Consider the following 18690-nt stretch of genomic DNA (forward strand, 5'->3'; position numbering starts at 1 on the left):
ACTGCGCGACCAGCCACGACGGTGCCGCAGCCGACAGTCGACATGGCCCGGCACCCCCTCAGTCCACGCGACGCGGCCGGCACACCATGGCAACGAAGTCGTGCCCCACATCAGAAAGCGCCGCGTCCTCCGCAGCGAAGCACCGCTCCAGCAACGCCAACGTCTCCGGCTCCTGATCCCGGAAGTTGTGCGCGATCCCCGAGAACGCGATGTGCAGCACCGTCCCCCCGTACGGCCGCTCCTCGACCACGTCGAAAAGCCGCCGCAGCCCCGGCAGCAACGCCGCCGCATCGACCGCCTCGGAGGGATCGTCCAGCACCATCGACAGCCTGCTGGGCCGCACCACACGCCGCTTGACCCGCCCGTCGGCCAGCCGCCGCCGCTCCTCGGGGAGCTGAGCCAACAGAGTGTTCGCCGCGTCCAGTTGGCCGTCGGTCCACTGGAACCGGGTGGGGCCGACGAACTCGTCGATCACGAACGTCCCGTCGGGCTCGATCAGTCGGGACAGCCGCGGCAGCGTCTCGTCGAGGTTGTCGAAGTGGTGCAGCGACTGCAGACCCAGCAGCACGTCGAAGCGCTCCCCGTCGGCGGCCATTTGGTTGACGTCGGTGACCCGGAAACGCAGGACGTCGGAGAGGCCCTCCTCGGCGGCGGCCCGGGTGGCGAAGTCGATCCGCTGCTGCGCCACGTCCACGCCCTCCAGGAGGGAGAACGCGCCGGTCTTCGCCCAGAGCAGCTCGTTGCCGCCGGTGCCGCACCCGAGGGACAGGCCGCGCAGATCGGTACGCGGCGCGAAGTGCTTGGCGGCCACGTACTGGGGAAAGGACGTTTCCGCGTCGCCGGTCATCAGCAGGTTCCACCGTTTGATGACCGCCGGTATCGCCCACCACTCGGTCAGCGACGGGTCGACCTGGGACCAGTGCTGGACCACGCGCGCGCCGCCGCGCACCCGGAGTTTGGCCAGCACCGGGTCCAGGTCCAGCTTCCGCACCTTGCGCAGCAGCCGGTCCGCGTCATGTCTGTTGATGAGGTTGTTCAGCATCAGCGCTCCGTCCGGACGGCGATGAGCGACTTCGGGGCACCGAGCACCCGCTCGCTGAGGAGCACCGAGTCGGGGAACAGGTAGCGCATTTCGGTGCGGGTCAGCAGCTCGATGTTGATCACCGCGTTCATCGCCGACTCCGGGCTGTCGGGGCGGCTGTGCACCAGCGGCCAGCGCCGTACGAGACGGGCCCTGGCGGCCAGCGGCAGGAACTGGAAGCCGGGCGCCACGAAGTGCGGCTCGACGGGGAAGTAGCGGTAGGGGGTCTGGATCCAGTGCAGCGGGGCCAGTTGCCCGACGGCGGCGACGAACTTCTGCCGCTGGCTGTGGCCGCCCACGTGCTCGATGGTCGAGTTGGAGAACACCAGGTCGTAGCCGCCCTTGGCGCTCAGTTCGGCGGCGACCCGCGGGTCGGTGACGTCGGCGACCTCGGTGGTGATCCAGTCGGGCACCTCTGAGGGATGTTCCTCCAGGTTGATCAGGTGGACGTGCTTGGCGCGCACCGGTGCGCGCAGCCACATGTCGGCCGTGCCGCCCAGGTCCACGACGCTCATGTTCTCGATGCCGGGGAAGCAGCGTCGGAACCGCTCCCAGCGGGCGACGCGCATGCGTTCGCCCAGGGAGCCGGGCGCGTCGACGAACTTGTTTCTGAGGGCCCGGGATCGGGGCATCGGATCAACCACCTGTGGTCGGAGCGGAGTGTCTGGGCGTCGGTCGGAGCGGAGCGTGCGCCGGCCTCAACCGGGCTGTCGCCACCGCGTGTAGAAGCTGGCCGGGTTCATCAGGTATCGGACGGTCGGGTGCGGCACATGGCGCACCCGGTACCGGCGGCCGTACCGCCGGATCAGCTCCCAGTCCTCGCGGGGCAGCACCTCCGGTGTCCGGCGCAGCCGGCTGAAGTGCAGGGAGCGATTGCGGCGGGCGACGAAGGCGTTGGTGTCCAGGAAGGCCTCGCGGGCGGCACGGCGCCGGTCGTAGGGCACCGACAGGACGTCGTTCTCGGTGCCGTCGGGCAGGACGCGGCGCAGTGCCGTGTAGACGCCGTCGGGCCCGGCGGGGGAGTCCAGGACCGCCAACGCCCGTTCCAGATGGTCGGGTTCCCAGAGGTTGTCGTCGTCCAGGAACGCCACGTACCGGGAGCGGGTGAGGCGGATGCCCACGTTGCGCACGACGCCGGCCACTGCGGTGTTGTGCGCCAGCGAGACGGCGAACAGCCTCGGGTCGTCCGGGAGTTCGGGCAGTCCTGCGCCGTCGTCGACCACGATGACGACCTGGTCGCGAACGGTCTGGTCCAGCGCCGAGCGCACCGCGGCACGCAGCGCCTCGGGGCGTCGGTGGGTGGCGATGACGGTGGCGACCAGCGCCGAGGGCGGTGCCGGCAGGGCGGCGGCCAGCCGGCGGGTCTCGGCGTCCTCGATCCGGCGCAGCCGCACCGCGGAGGGGGCCAGCAGGACCTTGTTCCTGGCCTCGAAGAGCACCAGCCAGCCGAACACCCCCTTCAGCAGCGTCCAGGGCGCCCGCGCGACCCGGCGCACGACCGCGCTCACGCGGCGGGCTCCGGCTTGGCCAGGCGGCCGTCGGACAGCCGGTTGTTGCGCCACACGTTTCCGGCGCCGCTGTGGTTCCAGTGCGCGACCACGCCGTATCCACCGGACGCGGGGTGGTACTCGGTCGAGAAGATGTTGTCGGTGACCTTGATCCCGGTGGCGCCCGTGGAACCGCCGTACAGGGCGTACGCGCCGCCGGCGATCCAGTTGTCGTCCACCGTGACGTTGCGGACCACCCCGGTGTCCGCGAACAGGCCGATGCTTCCCGAGGCTCCCTGCTTGAGGCTGGTCGCGTTGAGCAGCGTGTTGTGGCGGATGACCAGATGGCCGGTGTTGCCGCCGCCGCTGATCACCGTGTTGGTGTGCTGCCACTCGCCGCCCAGGTTGATGAACGGCTCGATGTCGTGCACGTAGTTGTCGTGCAGATTGCCCTGTCCCATGGAGAGGGCGTCGCCGAACACCGAGACGTCGCACCAGCCGACCTCGATGGAGCTGCCTCCCATGTTCGACACCGCGTAGTCCACGCCGCCGTTGTCCGGCCCCTTGCCGGGGACGGCCGTGATCTCCGAGTGCAGGACCTTCAGGCCGCTGAAGCCGGGGCGCAGGTTGATGCCCCACCAGCTGTCCGAGGTGATCTTGGAGTCGATGACGGTGACGTTGTTCGCGTAGATGTCGAGCGAGCCGGTGATGTCCTGGCCCCGGATGACGAGCCCGTCGGTACGGATCGCCCAGTACCCGGTCTTCTTGGGCTTGAGGGCGATCCGCGGACCGGTGGTGTCGGCGTCGGGGAACCCGCAGGCGCCGGGTGACGCGCAGTTGACCCTGGCCGCGGGGGCGCCGGACGCGCCGCCGGCGCTCGCGGTCGCGGTGGGCTTCTTCGTCGGGGAGGACGAGGGGGAGGGCGAGGCGGCAGGGCGGTCCGTCGCCTTGCCGACCGCGGTCGACGCCGCGGTGCTCGGCGACGCCGGGGACCCGCTCGTACGACAGGTCGGCCCGTCCCCCGGGCACTTCGACGACGCGGCCCGGTCCGGGCCCGAGTTGGAGCAGGCCGCGCACAAGACGGCCACCAAGGCCGCGAACAGCAGTCCTGTGATCGAGTTACGGCTGATGCGCCGTGACATCGGGTTCACCTCAAGTCCTGTTGGGTGGGCCGACCGGTGCGGTGGACCGGTGGCGGCCGCGCTGGGGCCGGTCGCCGCCGCCGACGCCGCGCAGGAAGTCGCGGCTGGGCAGGACGCACAGCGTGTAGCCGGCCAGGGCGATCGTGCTGAGGGCGAGCAGCGCGAACGGACCGTCGCCGAACGGGCGCTCCAGGCCGAGGAGGATCGCGGTCATCACGGCCCCGCCGAGGAAGGGCCAGGCGCAGGCCCTGGCGATCAGGCCGACACCGACGCCACCACGGTTCAGGGCGAACAGGAAGACGGGTACCACCACGCCGCCGCCGACCAGGACATGGGCCTGGGAGGCGCCGACGATGCCGTTCGTGCGGGCGCCGACGAGGAGTACCGGGATCAGGGCCACCAGCCACAGGCCCTGCACCACGAAGAGCGAGCGGCGTTGTCCGATCGCGACCAGACAGTCGTAGGCGAGCTCGCTGCCGATGCGGATCAGGCCGAGGGCCATCAGCCAGGGCAGTGCCGCGGCGGCGGGCGCCCAGTGGCTGCCGTAGATCAGCTCGATGGCCGGCCCCGCGAGGCCGGCCAGCAGGACGCAGAGCGGGACGGTGGCGGTGACCACCACACCCAGGGCCCGGCTGAAGCCCTGGGCGAGTGCCTGGGGCGACTCGGCCAGGCGCGAGAACCCGGCGAAGGAGACCCGGCGGACGGCCTCGGAGATGATCCGCACGGGCCAGCCGGAGATGTTGAAGGCGAGCACGTAGAAGCCCAGCGCCACATTGCCGAGCGTCGCGCCCACCACCATGGTGTCGACGTTGACCACCGCGAGGGCCAGCATGCTCGCCCCCGCCAGCGGGAGCCCGAACCTGAGCAGCGCCCGGGCCTGCTCGGGGTTCCAGCCGAACTTCAGGGTGCCCGGTGCGGCCAGCGCGCAGCCGACCAGCGTCACGACGTTCCCCGCCACGGCTCCCACGGCGAAGCTCATCGCGCCCCAGCCCGCGAAGGCCAGCAGCAGCGTCACCGAGGTGCTGATCAGGAAGTTGAGCGCGTCGATGATCATCCGCTTGCCCTGGGCGAACTCCCGGGTGAGGAAGTTGGCGGGCACCTGCGCGACCCCGTCGATCACCACGCACAGGCACATCACCCGCAGTACACCCGCGGCGTCCGGCGAGCCGAGCAGGCCCGCCACCGTCGGTGCCGCCGCGAACAGTGCCACGTACAGCAGGCCGCTGGAGAGGACGCTGAGGGTCAGTACGGTCGGCGCGAACCGCCGTGCGTCCCCCTCCCAGCGCACGATGGCCAGACCCACGCCCAGTTCGTTGGCGGAGAGCAGGACCAGCAGCACGGTCTGGGCGATGCCGTACACGCCCCATTCCGCGGGGCCAAGGGCGAAGCGCGCCAGCACGATGCCGGTCGCGAAGGTGCCCAGCCGCATGACAACGGTGTTGATCAGGCTCCAACGGGCCGCCGAACGGACCTTCTTGCCGAGGGAGGCGGCAGCCGCGGGAGCGGGGGTGTCGCTCGGCTCAGCGGTCCCGCTGTCCGGTGTGCGAACGCTGTCCACTGGTCGACTCCTCGTCGAGCGGCTCGGCGGCGGGTGCCATGACGACGGCGGACCGCCCCGCTTTCGTCTCCGCGGCAGGTCTGTTCCCGGCGGACCGCGCCCAGGCGGGCGGTGTGCGCAGCGCGATGGTCTGTTCCGTGGCCGACTCCTCGGAAGCCGGAGCGGGGGAGGGGGCGCGGGCCTCGGTCGTCGTCTCCGGTGCTTCGACCGGTCCCGCGTCTGTCCGCGGGCGCGACCGGCGCCGCGCCTCCACGTAGAAGACGGCGACCAGAGTGAGTACCAGGCCCAGGCCCCCGGCCATGATCATGTACTCGAGCCGGGTCTTGGTCTGCGCGACCGGTGGCTGCGGGGACACGATCGTCGTCAGCCGGATCATGGCCTTGGGGGCGACCGACTGGTCCTCCTGGAACTGCTCCAGCCGCTCGTTCGCATACGCGGTCAGGATCTTGTCCGAGGTCAGCACCGCACGCTGGTCCGTGCCCGTGACGGTGAGCCACATCAGCGGCCCCTGGGCGTTGTCGGCGAGCTTGGCCTCGAAGGTGCCGGTCGCGCCGCGGGACTTGAGCTCCCGGACGGAGTCGTCGGAGTTGAGGTTGCGGGCCAGGCTGTCGGCCATGCCGGTGAGCGAGGTCTGGGTGCTCAGGAACGGGTTGCCGTCGTAGGCGACGGTGGCCTTCTCCGAGTTGAGGAGGATCACCGTGCTCTGCGACTGGTACGTGACGGGAACGACCAGCGTCACGGCGACCGTCAGGCCCACGGTCAGCAGCAGCCCGGGCAGCAGGATGTACCAACGCCTGCGCATGACCCGGAAGATCTCAGCGAGATCCATGACGGTCCCCCCTAGCGACCAGATGTTCGACGAGCATATGTTTCAGGCGGATCATATGGGGAGCGATGGGTCACCGGGTCTCGGCTGATCAGTGGGTCTGGGGCGGGTGTTCGCGGTGCCTCCGGCCAGCAGCACCTCGGCGATGCGGTCGCTCGCGCGGCCGTCCCACAGTTCGGGCCGGCGCGGCGCGGGAGACGCGTCCAGTACGCGGTTCACCGTGGCCACGATGCGTGCCGGATCCCGGCCGGCCAGCGCGTTGGTGCCCTGCTCGACGGTGATGGGCCGCTCGGTGTTGTCGCGCAGGGTCACACACGGCACGCCCAGTGCGGTGGTCTCCTCCTGCACCCCGCCCGAGTCGGTCAGCACGACACGGGCGGAGTCCTGCAGGGCGATGAAATCCAGGTACCCGGCGGGCGGTACGAGCCTGATGCCCCCGGGGACACCGATCTCGGCCAGCCGCTCCGCCGCCCGCGGATGCACGGGCAGCAGGAGCGGGCAGCGGCCGGCGATCTCGCCCAGGGCCTTCAGGAGCCCGGCGAGGATCTCGGGGTCGTCGACGTTGGCGGGGCGGTGCAGGGTGACCAGGCCGAACTCGCCTCTGGCCAGGCCGTATCGATCGAGGACGTCCGAGGCCCTGGCCCGCTCCAGGTTGGTCAGCAGCGTGTCGATCATGACGTTGCCGACGAGGTGGATCTGGTCCTCTCGGTACCCCTCCGCGCGCAGGTTCTCGACCGCGTCCGGGGAGGGGGCCAGCAGGTAGTCGCTGACGCGGTCGGTGGCGACGCGGTTGACCTCCTCCGGCATGCCCCAGTCGCGGCTGCGCAGACCGGCCTCGACATGGGCGAGGAGCGGTCCGGCCTTGGCGGTGACCAGGGCGCAGGCCAGCGTGGAGTTGATGTCGCCGACCACCACGACGATGTCCGGCTTCACCTCGTCCAGGAGCGGCTCGAAGGCGGTCATCACCCGGCCGGTCTGCTCGGCGTGGCTGCCCGAACCGACTCCGAGGAAGCGGTCGGGCGGCCGGATGCCGAGGTCGGCGAAGAACACGTCGTTCATCGCCGGGTCGTAGTGCTGGCCGGTGTGGACGAGGACGACCTCGGCGCCCCGGCTTTCCAGGGCATCCATCACCGGTTTGATCTTCATGTAGTTGGGGCGGGCCCCGGCGACGCAGACGATGCGCGGCATGGTTCAGAGCACCTCGATCGTGGGTCCCGACGGCAGCCGGCGGCGGCAGTCCAGGACCAAGGGAGCGTGTTCGGCGACGAGTTCGTAGTCGAAGCCGTCATGGTCGGTGAGCAGGACCACCACATCGGCGGCCGACAGCTCCTCCGGAGTGGGCTCGACCCGCACCAGGCGGGTGTCCACCGGCAGACTCTCGACCACATGCGGGTCCGCCGCCCTGACCTGGGCCCCCAAGTCGAGCAGCAGTTGGGAGATGCGCAGGGCGGGCGACTCCCGGGCGTCGCCGGTGTTCTTCTTGTACGCCAGGCCGAGCAGCAGGATGCGCGAGCCGTTCACCGAACGGCGTCTGGTGTTGAACAGGTCGCTGATGCGGCGCGCCACGTACTCGGGCATGTGGTTGTTGATGTCGTTGGCCAGCTCCACGAACCGGAAGCTCTGGCCGAGTTCGCGCTGCACCCGCCAGGACAGGTACGAGGGGTCGATCGGCAGGCAGTGACCGCCGACGCCAGGTCCGGGCGTGAACTTCATGAAGCCGAACGGCTTGCTGGAGGCGGCCTCGATGGCCTGCCAGACGTCGATGTCCAGGTGGTGGGCGAACATCGCGATCTCGTTGACCAGCGCGATGTTCACATGACGGAAGGTGTTCTCCAGGAGCTTGGCGAGTTCGGCCTCCTTGGGCGAGCTCACCGGCACGGTGGTGTCGACGAGTTCGGCGTAGAAGTCCTGAACGGCCTTGAGGGAGGCGGCGTCGACGCCGGAGACGACCTTCGGGGTCTCCTGGAAGCCCCAGACGGCGTTGCCGGGGTCGATGCGCTCCGGGCTGTAGCCGAGGTGGAAGTCGGCGCCCGCGGCCAGGCCCGAACCGTCCTCCAGGAGCGGGCCGAACAGCTCCTGGGTGGTGCCGGGATAAGTGGTCGACTCCAGGACGACGGTGGCCCCGGGGCGCAGATAGCGGGCGAGGGTGACCGCCGACTCCTTGATGTACCGCAGGTCGGGAGTGCCCTCGTGCAGCGGGGTCGGGACGGTCACGACGGCGACGTCGAACCCGCCGCAGTCGCGGGCCGATTCGCTCGGTCTGTAGGTGCCGTTGTCCAGTGCCACGCGGATCCGCTCGGAGGAGACGTCCTCGACGAAGGACTCACCGGCGGCCAGGCTCTTGATCCGCCGGGCGTCGACGTCGTAGCCGATCACCTCGTGTCCGACCTCGGCGGCGCGGATGGCCAGCGGCAGGCCGACGTATCCCTGTCCAACCACGACGACACGCATCAGTGACTCCTGTTCGCGGAAGCGGCCTGCGGGGAGAGCCGGATGAACTCGCGCGCCGTCATGAGGACGAAGGCAGCATTGGTGGTGAGATAGCGCCGGCCCAGGCGCCGCGGCTCCTGCAGCGTGCGGTAGAGCCACTCGAGCCCCATCCGCTGCCAGGCGGCGGGGGCCCGCTTGGTGATACCGGCCAGGATGTCGAAGGAGCCACCGACCCCGTGCACGACCCGGGCACCGGTGCGCGCGCCGTGGGCGGCGGTGAAGATCTCCTTCTTCGGCGAGGTCATGCCAAGGAAGAGCATCTGGGCGCCGCTGTCCGCGATGGTGTCCGCGATGGCTTCCTGCTGGGAGTCGTCGAAGTAGCCGTTGCGGCTGCCGGCGACCTTCAGACCGGGGAAGCGGTCGGCCACCCGGCGCAGCATCTCCGCCAGCACCTCCTGCTTGGCGCCGAGGAAGTACACCGAGATGCCCGCCGACTCCGCCTCGCCCAGCAGTCGCAGGAACAGGTCGATCCCGGCCACCCGTTCCGGCAGCGGGGCGCGCAGCACCCGGCCGGCCCAGACCACGGCCTGTCCGTCGGCGACGACGAGATCGCACCCGGACACGGCCTCGGCGAGCCTGGGGTCGCGCCGCATGTTCACCAGCTTCGCGGCGTTGACCACCCCGATCTCCAGCTGGCGGCCGTCCCGGACCGCGTCGAGGCAGCGCTCCACGGTCTCGTCCATGGTCAGCGGGTCCAGCTCGACCCCGAACAGGGTCCGGCGCTCGCTCATATCCGGCCCCCCTGCCAGGCGTGGAGCATCCAGCCGAACTCGTACGGGCGGCACTCGCGGTCCACGGACAGGGGGCGGTACACCCGGTCCAGGGACTTCAGCCGCAGGCCCGGTACGACCCGGGTGCCGAGGCCCCGGGCGGCGCGTACGGCCTTCTTCGGGTCGCCCCGGTAGACCTTGCGCCAGGTGGCGCCGAGCTCGTCGAGGATCAACGGCTCATGGCCGGCGCCCAGTTCGGGTACGTCCGACATCCAGCGCAGGCCCTTGCGGATCGACGCGCCGAAGTCGCTGCCGCCGGCGTCGGTGAGGTCGAACAGGGCGGTCGGGGCCATCGCGTGCTGGTGGACGCTGTAGACCGGGTAGCCCTCCACGACAGCGCCGGTGCGCGCGTCGTAGTGCCACCACCACTGCCCGCCGTCGCCCTGCAGCTCGCAGATGCGCTTCGCGCACGCCTCGGACGCGGCCAGTGCCTCCGGGTCGCCGCCCTGGTCGTCGCTGGCGTGGGCGCGGGCCAGGGCCTGCAGCGGGTATGTCTGGTCGGCGAAGCAGGCCACATGTGCCCGGTACCAGGGCACCAGGCCGGGGCCGGTGGCGTGCGGGAACAGCGGGCTGTCGCCGATGCGGGCCCGCAGCAGACGGTCGCGGGCCGAGGTGAAACGTCTCTCCACGTCGACCGTGTCGCGAGCGGCCGCGAGCGCGGACAGCACCCATGCCACCTCGACGGTGTACTGGGGCCGGCCCTCCTCGTCCAGGGCCTCGACCCGTGCGAGGGCGTCGGACAGTTTGGGGTGCCCGGTCTCGGCGGCGGCCCAGGCGATGAGCGCCGCGTCACCGAGGTTGGTCACCGCGGGCAGCGACTCGATCAGCAGACCCGTGAACTCCTGGGCGGTGCGTCCCGCGAGCACCGCGCGCTGGCGGTCCTCGGGGAGGAACTCGACTCCCAGTGCGGTGATGGCCGCGTACCGGGTGCTGGTCCCGCGCCGGTCCAGGGTCCAGGAACCGTCGGAGGCTTTGCGCCCGGACATGGTGAAGGAGAAGGCTTCACCACCCGGGAGCAGCATCTCCGGGAGCCCCAACTCGGCTACTGACAGTAGCCGTTGGGCGAGCGAGAGCAGTGGCGGTTCCTCATGACCGAGTGCCGCCAGACGTGTGCTGGTCATCTTTTGGGCACACCAACCCCCCTGTGGGTCCTGTTTTGCGCAGACTGGGATCGCCGCTGGCACGGATGGCCATACGGCGGAAGAAGGTGGACGTCAGGTGCCGGAGTGGTCGTCGCTCCTGGCAGCAGGCATAGGTGTCCCCACCCCGTAACCCCCCCTGGGTACTACTGGTTCGTGTGCCCATTGTGCTCGGTCTGCACAGATCGCACACACGTTATGACTGTAGATGTTCGATGATTTGCGTTTTTAGGGAAACAACGGAAACGGGAGTCACGAGCGTTCGACGAGCTCGCCGTCCTTCTCGTCGTACAGGTCGCCCGTCTCGGGACACTCCCACACGCCCAACTCGCCGTCCTGCGCGGCCAGTCGAACGCCGGCCCGGCCGACCCAGCCGATCCGGCGCGCCGGAACGCCGGCCACGAGCGCGAAGTCGGGCACGTCCCGGGTCACCACGGCGCCCGCCGCGACGAGCGCCCAGCGGCCGATGTGCACCGGCGCCACACACACCGAACGGGCCCCGATCGACGCCCCCTCGGCCACCACCACCGCCACGGCCTCCCAGTCGCCGCCGCGCTTCAGCCGCCCCTCCGGGTCCACCGAGCGCGGGAAGTAGTCGTTGGTGAAGACCGCCGCGGGGCCGACGAACACCCCATCGGCGAGCACCGCGGGTTCGTAGACCAGCGCGTAGTTCTGGAGCTTGACGTTGTCGCCGATCCGCACGCCCGGGCCGACATACGCCCCCCGGCCCACGATGCATCCGCTGCCCAGCCGGGCGTCCTCCCGTACCTGGGCCAGGTCCCAGACCGTCGTCCCGTCGCCGATCGTGGCCGTCTCGTCGACCTGGGCGGTCGGCTGGATCCTGGAGCTCATCGGGATGGGCCTCTCTTCTCGAACAGAGCTGGAAGCGTCGCCCCACCAGGGTGGGTGCAGAGGGAAGGGCTCGTCACGACGAGATCCGGACCGCGACCGGCTGCTCGGCCGACGTTCGGGTGACGGGGCGCGAACGGGTACCTGAGTCACCGGACAACGGGAGTGCCTTCACGAGATCACCATACTTACGCCACACGCGCCGAAGAAAGGATTCCGCGCAGGTCGGCCGGTTCTGTGCATCCCGGGCATCCCACGCGTCCCGGCGAGGTCATCCTCGAGGCTGACCTGCCGTTGGTACCGCGGTACCAGTGACGGCACGAAGTGACATCCGCGGGCCCAGAGACGGGAACGAGGGCGCCCCTAGCGTGAGCGAGGAGAGACGTCACGGGTCCGCCGTGGCGGTGCGACGCGAAAGACGACTCCCGATGATCGAAGTACGCGACCTGACCAAGCGGTACGGGGACAAGACGGCCGTCGACGGACTGAGCTTCACCGTCAAGCCCGGCGAGGTCACCGGATTCCTCGGCCCCAACGGCGCCGGAAAATCCACGACCATGCGCATGATCATCGGCCTGGACGGGCCGACCACCGGCACGGCCACCGTCAACGGCCGCCGCTACGCGGAACACTCCGCACCGCTCCAGGAGATCGGCGCCCTGCTGGAGGCCAAGTCGGTCCACCCGGGCCGCTCGGCCGTCGGCCACCTCATGGCCCTTGCCCACACCCACGGCATCCCGCGCCGCCGGGTCGACGAGGTCATCGAGCTGGCCGGGCTGACCAGCGTGGCCGGAAAGCGCGTCGGCGCCTTCTCCCTCGGCATGGGCCAGCGGCTCGGCATCGCCGCCGCCCTGCTCGGCGACCCGGCCGTCGTCATGCTCGACGAACCCGTCAACGGCCTCGACCCGGAAGGCGTGTTGTGGGTACGCAACCTGCTGCGCAATCTGGCCGACGAGGGCCGGGCCGTGATGCTCTCCTCGCACCTGATGAGCGAGACCGCGCTGATCGCCGACCACCTGGTGATCATCGGCCGGGGCCGGCTGCTCGCGGACACCACGGTCGACGACTTCACCCGGGAGGCCGGAGGCGGCGGAGTGAAGGTCGCCACCGCCGAGCCGGTGAAGCTGCGAGCGCTGCTGGCCGGACCCGACGTCCTCATCTCCTCCGGCGCCACGGAGGAACTGCTGGTCTCCGGACGCGGCGCCCGCGAGATCGGCGTCATCGCCGCGCGGCACGGTGTGCCGCTGTACGAACTCACCCCCCAGTCCGTCTCCTTGGAGGAGGCGTTCATGGAGCTCACCCGTGACGAGGTCGAGTACCAGAGCGCCCCGGCCGAGACCGCCAGGAAGGCCGGCTGATGACCGCCCCGACCGTCTCCGTCGTACGCCCTCCCTACAAGGTCACCGGCTCGCGTGTCCTGCGCGCCGAGTGGGCCAAGTTCTGGTCGCTGCGCTCCAGTTGGATCACCCTGGGCGTCGCCCTGCTCTTGCTCGTCGCCATCGGCGCGATCGCCTCCGCCACCTACAGCCCCGACGCGGTCGCGGGCGACGGTCCGCCCGGACCGGGCGGCGGCGGTGCCAGTGACGCCGTCAGCCTGGCCCTGACCGGACTGACCTTCGCCTCGCTGGCGATCGGAGTGCTCGGCGTGCTGGTCTCCGCGGGCGAGTACAGCACCGGCATGATCCGCTCCACCCTGGCCGCGGTGCCCAGGCGACTGCCGGTGCTGTGGTCGAAGAGCGCCGTCTTCGGGGCCGTCGCCCTCGTCATCACGACCGTGGCCGCACTGGCCGCCTTCACGCTGGGCGGTCTGGGCCTGGACGGCGAGACGATCGCACTGTCCCTCGGCGACGATGGTGTGCTGCGCAGCCTCGTGGGCGCCGGCCTCTACCTCGGTCTGGTGGCCGTGTGGGGCGTGGCCCTGGGCGCGCTGGTGCGGTCCACCGCCGGAGGCATCGCCATCCTGGTCGGCGTCCTGCTCATCCTGGGCGGCCTGGCCACTCTGCTGCCCGACTCCTGGGAGGACACCGTCACGCCGTACCTGCCGGGCAACGCCGGCAGCGCCGTCTACTCCCTGCACGAGGCCTCGGACTCCCTCAGCCCGGGGGCGGGCCTCGCGGTCTTCGTCGGGTGGGTGGCGCTGACGCTCGCCGGTGCGGCGTACCGGCTGGCGCGGACCGACGCCTGATCGACGCAGACCCGACAATGGGACGCATGAGAGCCCGGCAGGCGGACCAGGGCCCGAAGGCGGTGGTGTCACCGTCCTCCGGGCTCGACGCCGCATGGGCGCACCCGGTCCTGGGCCGGCTGCTGCGCGGGCAGCGGCGCCAGCAGGGCCTGGACCGACGTCATCCCTGGCTGTTCGACACGGTCGTGGTCCTGGCCGTGGCCGCCGTCAGCCTGCCCGATGTGTTCACCGGCGGCGACGAGGGCCCGTTCGGCGGAGCCCGGCAGGGGTCCGACGTGCCGACCTGGGTGATGGCCGTCGGCGCGACCGCGCTCGTCCTGCCGCTGTGGTGGCGGCGCAGGGCGCCCGCGGTCGCCTTCTTCGCGATCTCGCTGATCGCACTGGTCCAGTGGTCGCTGGGGATCTGGCAGCAGGCCGGCGTCAGCCTGCTCGTCGCCCTGTACAGCCTGGCGTTGCGCGGCTCGCTGCGCACGCTCGCCTGGGCGGCCGGACTGATCGTCCTGGAGACCACCCTGGCCGTCTGCATCCTGGTGCCGATGGAGCGGCCGCTGGTCGGCCTGTTCTTCCTGCTGGGCACCACGACGGCCGCGGTGACCCTGGGCCTGACCTTCCGTACGCGCCGGCTGTACATGGCGGCGCTGGAGGACCGGGCCGAGCGGCTGGAGATCGAGCGGGAGCAGCGCGAGCGCCTCATGGCCGCCACCGAACGCTCGCGCGTGGCCCGCGAGATGCACGACATCGTCGGCCACAACCTCTCCGTCATGGTCGGCCTCGCCGACGGCGCCGCCACCCTCGCCGCACACGGTGGCCAGGAACCCGTGGAAGCCCTGCGCCTCATCGGCGACACCGGACGGCAGGCGATGGGCGAGCTCCGGCGCACCCTCGGCGTTCTGCGGGACCAGCCGGAGGACGCCTCGCTCAGCCCGCTGCCCGGCATCGGAGACCTGGACGCGCTGCTCACGCGCGTCCGCGCGGCGGGACTGAAGGTCACGTACCGCACGGGCGGCGATCCGGCCGCGCTCGGCGACGGCGTCCAGCTGACCGTGTACCGCATCGTCCAGGAAGCCCTCACCAACACGCTCAAGCACGCCGGCGCGGGAGCCGCGGCGGAGGTGACCGTCGCCGTGGAGAACGGCGGAGTCCATGTCCGGGTGACCGACAGCGGGCCACGGCACGGAGACGGACCGCGGCCGGCGACCGAGCCCGGACACGGTGTCGTCGGCATCCGGCAGCGGGCCGCGATGTACGGCGGGGTCGTCACCATCGGGCCGCGCGACGGCACCGGCGGCTGGGTCGTGGACGTCCTGCTCGACGCCCCGGCCAGGCCCGAACCCGGGGAGCGCGTCTCATGACCACCGTCCTCATCGCCGACGACCAGCCCCTGCAGCGCCTCGGCTTCCGCATGCTGCTGACCGGCACCTCCGGCATGACCCCCCTCGGCGAGGCCGAACACGGCGCCGAGGCGGTGCGCATGGCCGCCGAACTGCGCCCCGACGTCGTCCTGATGGACGTCCGCATGCCCGGCATGGACGGCATCGAGGCCACCCGCCGCATCGTCGCCGCCGGCGGCCGCACCCGCGTCCTCATCGTCACCACCTTCGACCTCGACGAGTACGCCTACGCGGGCCTGCGCGCGGGAGCCAGCGGCTTCCTGCTCAAGGACGCCCGCCCCGAGGAACTCATCGCCGGCATCCAGGCCGTCGCGACGGGCGACGCGGTCGTCGCCCCCAGCCTGACCAGACGTCTGCTGGACACCTACGTCCATCAGGTCGCCCCGCCGCCCACCGCCGCCCCGGACCCGCGCGTCGCCGCGCTCAGCGGACGCGAGCACGAGGTGCTGGTCGCCATCGGCCGGGGCTGGACCAACGCGGAGATCGCCGAGCGGCTGATGCTCACCGAGTCCACGGTGAAGAAGCACGTCAGCCGGGTGCTCGCCAAGGTCGGGGCGCGCGACCGCATCCAGGCGGTGATCGTGGCGTACGACGCGGGCCTGGTCACACCACGGTCCTGAGCGCCCCGCCGCGGCAGGCGCCGACCGGCATGGACGCGCATGCGTGCGGCAATGCCCGGGGGCGGGGCGCAGACGAGGCGCCATGCGTCGGGGGCGGCGCGGCTGGTGGCGTTGACCACGCCGGCGTTGCGCCGGGAATTGCCCGGTACTCGCAGCCTGGCCCCCGTGGTGCGGTCGTAGCGGTGGACGCCCGCGCAGCCCGCCAGGTCGAGCGTGTTCACGGCCGTGTCCTGTCTCGACGCCGCGGTCGCAGCGACGCTCGTGGTCAACGGCCTGCCGGCGACCGGTACGACTGGCCGGTCCTGAGCGATGCCCGAAGGGGCGGTCCCACGGGACCGCCCCTGACATGGAAGTACCTTCCGCGGCCGACGCCTAGGACGCCAAGGCCGTCCCGCGCGCACCCCACCGGCGTACGCGTCGCCTGCCCGCCACGCGGCAGACGACGTAGATCGTGAACGACACGGTGGTGACATAGGGGCTGATCGGAATGGAGCTGCCGAGCGCGAGCAGGATGCCGCCCTCGATCGAGAGGACCGCGAACAGCACGCTGAGCGCGGGGAGCAGCACCGGCGACGCCGTGACGCGGGCGGCGGCAGCGGCCGGCGTGACGACGAGGCTCAGGACCAGCAGCGCGCCGACGACCTGCACCGACAGGGCCACCGCGAGACCCAGCACGAGCATGAAGGCGAACGACAGCGCGCGCACCGGCACCCCCCGTGCCTCGGCGACGTCCGGGTCGGCGCTGGCGAAGGACAGCGGCCGCCACATGACCGCCAGCGCGACCACGACCAGCGCCGAAGTGCCCAGCAGCCAGGCCATCTGCGGGGTGTCGACCGCGACGATCTGCCCGGTCAGCAGACCGAACTTGTTGGCCGCCCGCCCTTTGTAGAGAGCGAGGAACAGCACGCCCAACCCGAGCCCGAACGGCATGATGATGCCGATCACCGAGTTGCGGTCCCGCGCCCGCGCCCCCAGGACCCCGATCGTGCCGGCCGCGAGCAGCGATCCGACGATCGAGCCCACCACGATGTTCGCGTCGAGCAACAACGCCGCCGACGCCCCCGCGAAGGACAACTCGCTGATGCCGTGCACCGCGAACGGCAGATCACGCATCATGACGAAGACCCCGGCGAGACCGCCGACCAGCCCGAGGGCGGCCCCGGCGACGAGCGAGTTGCGGACCAGCGCGAGGAGTTCGCCGTAGTTGTCGAAGCTGAAGATCTGCTGCCAGACCCCGTCGGCCGTCATGAGCGCACCTCCTGGATCTCGGGGCTGTGATGAGGCGGCGCGGCCGTCTCGTCGGGGGCGCCGACGACCACGACCCGCCCCTGGACACGGACCACGTCGACCCGTGTGCCGTACAGCTCCGACAGGGACGCGGAGGTCAGGACCTCCTCCGGCGCACCGACCCGGTGACCGGCCCGGGCCAGGTACAGCACCCGGTCCACCAGGCCGAGCACCGGATTGATCTCGTGGGTCACGAAGACCACGGCCGTGCCGTGCGAACGGCGGCGGGCGTCGACCAGTTCGGTGACGGCCCGCTGGTGGTGCAGGTCGAGCGAGAGCAGTGGTTCGTCGCACAGCAGGATCCGCGGATCGGTCGCCAACGCCTGCCCGATGCGCACGCGTTGGCGCTCTCCGCCGGACAGCATGCCGAGCGGGACGTCCGCGTACGCCGACGCCCCGACCGATTCGAGGATCTCGTCCACCCGGCGGCGGACGGCGGTTGTGCGCAGCCGTGGTCCGAAGCGGTGCCCGTCGATGCCGAAGCGCACGAGGTCGCGGGCGCGCAGCATGGCCTGCGCCGACAGCTCCGCCTGCTGGGGCACGTATCCGATCCGCCGTGCCGCCTCGCGGGGAGAACGGCCGAGGACCGTCAGCGTCCCGGCGGACAGGGGCTGCCGGCCCAGCAGGGCCTTGACGAAGCTGGTCTTGCCGGCCCCGTTCGGCCCGAGCACGGCCACGAACTCGCCGGGTCGTACGTCGAGTTCGAGGTTGCTCCAGACGACCCGCTCGCCGTACGACAGGGCGGCCCCGCGCAGGCTGATGACCGCGCCGGTTCCGCCCTGTGCCGGGATCCGGCCCGGGCCCCTCACTTGTCCAGCGCGCCCGCGAGCGCGTCGACGTTGGAGGTCATCCAGCCGAGGTAGTCCTTGCCGCTGGGCAGGGTCTCGGTCACCGGGACGACGGGGATGCCGGCCGCCTTGGCCGCGGCCTCGGCCTTCTCGGTCTGCGGGCCGGAGGTCTGTGCGTTGTAGACCAGCGCCTCGACCTTCTTGCCGGAGAACAGTGCCAGCGCGGCCTGGAGGACCTTGGGGGAGACGTCGCTGCCCTCCTCGATGGCCTCGCTGAACTCCGCGGGCGTCGCGTTCTTCAGCCCGCTCGCCTCGATCATGTACAGCGGCACGGGCTCGGTGATGGCCACGGCCTCACCGCCGTGCTCCTTCTTGATCTGCGCCTCCTTCGCCTCCAGCGGCTGGAGCTTCGCCTTGAAGGCCTCGGCGTTCCTGGTGAAGCCGGCCGCGTCGTCCGGGTCGGCCTTGCCGAGGGCGGCGGCGATGCCGTCGGCGATCTTGGAGACGGTGGGGAAGTCGTACCAGACGTGCTCGTTGAGCTCGCCGCCCTTCGGCGCGGTCCTGCCGGAGATCTTGACGGCGTTGATGACCTCGGCGGAGGAGTTGCCGCTCTTCAGCATCCGGTCCACGAAGTCGTCGTAGCCGCCGCCGTTCTCGACGACGACCTTGGCCTTCGACAGGGCCAGCTGGTTCTGGGTGTTGGCCTCGTAGGAGTGCGGGTCCTGGTCCGGGTCGCTGATGATCGAGGTGACGTCGACCTTCGTGCCGCCTATCTGCCCGACGATGTCGCCGTAGACGTTCGTCGAGGTCACGACCGGTATCACGGAGGCGGCGGCCGGGTTCTGTGAGGCGCTCCCGCCGCTGTCGGAGTCCGACGAGCTGCCACAGCCTGCCAGGACGACCAGCGAGGCGCCGGTGATCAGGGCGGCCAGGCGCCGGGACGGGAACGTGGACATGGATCCTCCGCGAGGGGGTGGAGCAAGGGGACGCAGGCCACGCTAGATGAAAATGAATGTCAGAAGTATGGCCGAATCCGATCCATGTGAAAACCATTGCCAATACTTGACGCGAATGCTG

18 protein-coding genes are annotated in these 18690 nt (G+C 71.0%); 4 read left to right on the forward strand and 14 right to left on the reverse strand.

What is annotated here, in order from left to right:
• Nucleotides 1-58: 58 nt before the first annotated feature.
• The 11 genes from OHU89_RS42230 to OHU89_RS42280 all read right to left on the reverse strand — a co-directional run bounded on the left by OHU89_RS42230 (nucleotide 59) and on the right by OHU89_RS42280 (nucleotide 11345).
• Nucleotides 59-1042: a class I SAM-dependent methyltransferase gene (locus OHU89_RS42230; protein ID WP_405650468.1), complete on the reverse strand. Its 984-nt coding sequence runs from the start codon at nucleotides 1040-1042 to the stop codon at nucleotides 59-61.
• Nucleotides 1042-1713: a class I SAM-dependent methyltransferase gene (locus OHU89_RS42235; RefSeq protein ID WP_361557709.1), complete on the reverse strand. Its 672-nt coding sequence runs from the start codon at nucleotides 1711-1713 to the stop codon at nucleotides 1042-1044. Before OHU89_RS42235 ends, OHU89_RS42230 begins: the two co-directional genes overlap by 1 nt.
• Nucleotides 1714-1779: 66 nt before the next feature.
• Nucleotides 1780-2589, reverse strand: a complete 810-nt coding sequence (locus tag OHU89_RS42240; RefSeq protein WP_405650469.1) for a glycosyltransferase family 2 protein — start codon at nucleotides 2587-2589, stop codon at nucleotides 1780-1782.
• Nucleotides 2586-3710 carry a hypothetical protein gene (locus tag OHU89_RS42245; protein WP_405650471.1) on the reverse strand — a complete coding sequence of 375 codons (1125 nt, stop codon included), beginning with the start codon at nucleotides 3708-3710 and terminating at the stop codon, nucleotides 2586-2588. Before OHU89_RS42245 ends, OHU89_RS42240 begins: the two co-directional genes overlap by 4 nt.
• Nucleotides 3711-3720: 10 nt before the next feature.
• Nucleotides 3721-5268, reverse strand: coding sequence for an oligosaccharide flippase family protein (locus OHU89_RS42250; protein ID WP_405650472.1), 1548 nt, complete (start codon nucleotides 5266-5268; stop codon nucleotides 3721-3723).
• Nucleotides 5231-6097, reverse strand: coding sequence for a Wzz/FepE/Etk N-terminal domain-containing protein (locus OHU89_RS42255; protein ID WP_405650474.1), 867 nt, complete (start codon nucleotides 6095-6097; stop codon nucleotides 5231-5233). The genes OHU89_RS42250 and OHU89_RS42255 overlap by 38 nt, the downstream gene beginning before the upstream one ends.
• Before the next feature lie 51 nt (nucleotides 6098-6148).
• Nucleotides 6149-7282 carry a non-hydrolyzing UDP-N-acetylglucosamine 2-epimerase gene (gene wecB, locus OHU89_RS42260; RefSeq protein WP_405650475.1) on the reverse strand — a complete coding sequence of 378 codons (1134 nt, stop codon included), beginning with the start codon at nucleotides 7280-7282 and terminating at the stop codon, nucleotides 6149-6151.
• A gap of 3 nt (nucleotides 7283-7285) precedes the next feature.
• Nucleotides 7286-8545 (reverse strand): nucleotide sugar dehydrogenase, encoded by a 1260-nt coding sequence (locus tag OHU89_RS42265; protein WP_405650476.1) that lies wholly within the window; start codon nucleotides 8543-8545, stop codon nucleotides 7286-7288.
• Nucleotides 8545-9315: a WecB/TagA/CpsF family glycosyltransferase gene (locus OHU89_RS42270; protein WP_266885011.1), complete on the reverse strand. Its 771-nt coding sequence runs from the start codon at nucleotides 9313-9315 to the stop codon at nucleotides 8545-8547. Before OHU89_RS42270 ends, OHU89_RS42265 begins: the two co-directional genes overlap by 1 nt.
• Nucleotides 9312-10475: a hypothetical protein gene (locus tag OHU89_RS42275; RefSeq protein WP_405650477.1), complete on the reverse strand. Its 1164-nt coding sequence runs from the start codon at nucleotides 10473-10475 to the stop codon at nucleotides 9312-9314. The genes OHU89_RS42270 and OHU89_RS42275 overlap by 4 nt, the downstream gene beginning before the upstream one ends.
• 270 nt (nucleotides 10476-10745) lie before the next feature.
• Entirely contained in the window at nucleotides 10746-11345 is a 600-nt protein-coding gene (locus OHU89_RS42280; RefSeq protein ID WP_405650479.1) for an acyltransferase, read from the reverse strand.
• Between the two features lie 425 nt (nucleotides 11346-11770).
• On the opposite strand from OHU89_RS42280, the gene OHU89_RS42285 reads away from it, so the two are divergent.
• Genes OHU89_RS42285 through OHU89_RS42300 form a run of 4 tightly spaced genes read left to right on the forward strand, consistent with a single transcriptional unit; the run spans nucleotide 11771 to nucleotide 15538 of the window.
• On the forward strand, nucleotides 11771-12700 hold the full coding sequence (locus tag OHU89_RS42285; RefSeq protein ID WP_405650480.1) for an ABC transporter ATP-binding protein: 930 nt from the start codon (nucleotides 11771-11773) through the stop codon (nucleotides 12698-12700).
• Entirely contained in the window at nucleotides 12700-13527 is an 828-nt protein-coding gene (locus OHU89_RS42290; RefSeq protein ID WP_405650481.1) for an ABC transporter permease, read from the forward strand. The genes OHU89_RS42285 and OHU89_RS42290 overlap by 1 nt, the downstream gene beginning before the upstream one ends.
• A 26-nt stretch (nucleotides 13528-13553) precedes the next feature.
• Nucleotides 13554-14879, forward strand: a complete 1326-nt coding sequence (locus tag OHU89_RS42295) for a sensor histidine kinase (RefSeq protein WP_405650483.1) — start codon at nucleotides 13554-13556, stop codon at nucleotides 14877-14879.
• On the forward strand, nucleotides 14876-15538 hold the full coding sequence (locus OHU89_RS42300; protein WP_405650484.1) for a response regulator: 663 nt from the start codon (nucleotides 14876-14878) through the stop codon (nucleotides 15536-15538). Before OHU89_RS42295 ends, OHU89_RS42300 begins: the two co-directional genes overlap by 4 nt.
• 372 nt (nucleotides 15539-15910) lie before the next feature.
• Here OHU89_RS42300 and OHU89_RS42305 read toward each other — a convergent pair whose 3' ends face one another.
• From OHU89_RS42305 to OHU89_RS42315, 3 genes are read right to left on the reverse strand one after another with little or no spacing between them, the layout of a single operon-like run.
• Entirely contained in the window at nucleotides 15911-16786 is an 876-nt protein-coding gene (locus OHU89_RS42305) for a metal ABC transporter permease (RefSeq protein ID WP_405650486.1), read from the reverse strand.
• On the reverse strand, nucleotides 16783-17634 hold the full coding sequence (locus OHU89_RS42310) for a metal ABC transporter ATP-binding protein (protein WP_405650487.1): 852 nt from the start codon (nucleotides 17632-17634) through the stop codon (nucleotides 16783-16785). Before OHU89_RS42310 ends, OHU89_RS42305 begins: the two co-directional genes overlap by 4 nt.
• Nucleotides 17631-18569: a metal ABC transporter solute-binding protein, Zn/Mn family gene (locus OHU89_RS42315; RefSeq protein ID WP_405650489.1), complete on the reverse strand. Its 939-nt coding sequence runs from the start codon at nucleotides 18567-18569 to the stop codon at nucleotides 17631-17633. The genes OHU89_RS42310 and OHU89_RS42315 overlap by 4 nt, the downstream gene beginning before the upstream one ends.
• Between the last annotated feature and the right edge of the window lie 121 nt (nucleotides 18570-18690).

It is taken from the genome of Streptomyces sp. NBC_00019, from assembly GCF_045041015.1.
Classification (GTDB): domain Bacteria; phylum Actinomycetota; class Actinomycetes; order Streptomycetales; family Streptomycetaceae; genus Streptomyces.